At 65.4% G+C, this 1,843-nt stretch carries 2 protein-coding genes; one reads left to right on the top strand and one right to left on the bottom strand.

Annotation, left to right across the window (positions count from 1 at the left end; translation table 11 throughout):
• Positions 1-260: LysM peptidoglycan-binding domain-containing protein (locus AB1609_22815; protein ID MEW6049266.1), on the bottom strand; the 260-nt coding region annotated here is incomplete at its 3' end.
• Between the two features lie 278 nt (positions 261-538).
• Here AB1609_22815 and AB1609_22810 point away from each other — a divergent pair.
• Complete coding sequence (locus AB1609_22810) at positions 539-1,804, top strand: dicarboxylate/amino acid:cation symporter (protein MEW6049265.1); 1,266 nt, start codon at positions 539-541, stop codon at positions 1,802-1,804.
• The last annotated feature ends 39 nt before the right edge of the window (positions 1,805-1,843 follow it).

The following is a 1,843-nucleotide window of genomic DNA, read 5'->3' as shown; positions in this document are numbered from 1 at the left end:
TGGGCGATGAAGAAGAGCGTGTCGCCGGGCTGGACCGTGTACAGGGTGGACCCCGGTGGACACACCGCGGGCGGCACGGCGGCCGGGACGCAGATGACCTGGCCGGGGAAGATGAGGTTGGGGTTGGTGATCTGCGGGTTGATGGCCAGGATGGCCGGGACCGTGGTGCCGAAGCGCTGGGCGATGAAGAAGAGCGTGTCGCCGGGCTGGACCGTGTACCGCGTAGACCCCGCCGGGCACGGTGGCAGGGGTTGACTCATAGTACTCGCCTCCTTGTGACCTTGGGTGAAAGGCGGGACCCATGCTACGTTTGCGGGCGCCTGAACGTCGCCAGGACCGGGGCACCAATTCTCCGGTCCGAACAGGCCAAATGGAGGACGAGCAGGGGATGGGGCTTTCGTAGCAAATAGAAACATCTAAGATTCCGTCGATCGCGGGCGGTCAGGTACAGAGCTTTTCCAGTGTATCAACAGCCGCTTCCAGGGGCGGCGCCAGACGTGCCCGGAGCGGCGGATCGGCGACGGAGGGAGGGGCTTATTTGCGGCTTGTCAACCGGATCCTCATCGGCCTCATCCTCGGCGTTATCGTGGGGTTATTGCTCAACGGCGTGGCCGAAAGCGCGTGGGTCAAGGGCCTGGACACCTACCTGCTGAATCCGCTTGGGCAGATCTTCTTGCGCCTGATCAAGATGCTGGTGGCTCCTCTGGTACTGCTCTCCCTGATCGTGGGGACCGCCGGGCTGGGCAACGCTCGCCGCGTGGGGCGGGTGGGCGTGAAGATCCTGGTCATCTACATGATCACCACGGCCGTTGCGGTAACCATCGGGCTCGTCCTGGCATGGGTGCTCGCGCCGGGCCGGGGCTATCGGTTGCCGAGCGAGTTCACTTATACTCCCAAGCCGGCACCGTCCGTGGTGGACACCCTGCTCAACATCATTCCGACAAACCCCTTTGACGCTCTCACCCGCGCCGACATGCTCCAGATCATTGCGTTTGCCGTACTGTTCGGGCTGGCAGTGGCGGCGTTGGGGGAACGCGCCAAAGGGCTCTTGGGGCTGTTCGAGGCAGGCAATGAGGCCGTCATGAAGCTGATCACGTGGGTGATGGAGCTCGCGCCGTACGCGGTGTTTGCCCTCATCGCCCGGATGGTGATGGTTCAGGGGGCCGCTGTACTCCTGCCGCTCGCCAAGTACATCGTCATCGTCTACGTGGGCTGCATCCTGCACGCTGCCGTCACCTACTCCTCCGTCACGGGGTGGCTGGGCCGCATCAACCCGCTGGAGTTCTTCAAGAGGGCGTCGCCTGCCACGCTGTTGGCCTTTACCACCGCATCGAGCAGCGCGACCCTTCCCGTGACCATAGAGGTCAGTGAGCGCAACTTCGGGGTCAAGCGGGAGATCGGCAGCTTCACCCTCCCGCTGGGCGCCACCATCAACATGGACGGCACCGCGCTCTACCAGGGCGTCTCCGCGGTCTTCCTGGCGCAGATCCTCGGGATGGACCTCACCCTGTCGCAGATGGCGCTCATCGTGCTGGCGGCGACCCTCGCCTCCATCGGCACTGCCGGCGTGCCCGGCGCGGGTGTCATCATGCTGGCCATGGTGCTCCAGTCGGTGGGCATCCCGGTGGAGGCTATCGGCATCATCATCGGTGTGGACCGCGTCGTGGACATGATCCGCACCTCCATGAACGTGACTGGGGACCTGGCCTGCACCACGGCGGTGGCCCGCAGCGAGGCGGCCATGGAGTTCCCGGCCACCATCGGCGTGACGGCTGGCCGGGCTCGGGTCGGCGCGGCTGGCTGAGCGGCCGGCTCACAGAGGCCTAAAACCGGGCGGCCCCTC

The organism is Bacillota bacterium (assembly GCA_040754675.1).
Classification (GTDB): Bacteria; Bacillota; Limnochordia; order Limnochordales; family Geochordaceae; genus Geochorda.
This window is presented reverse-complemented; position numbering and strand designations above follow the sequence as displayed.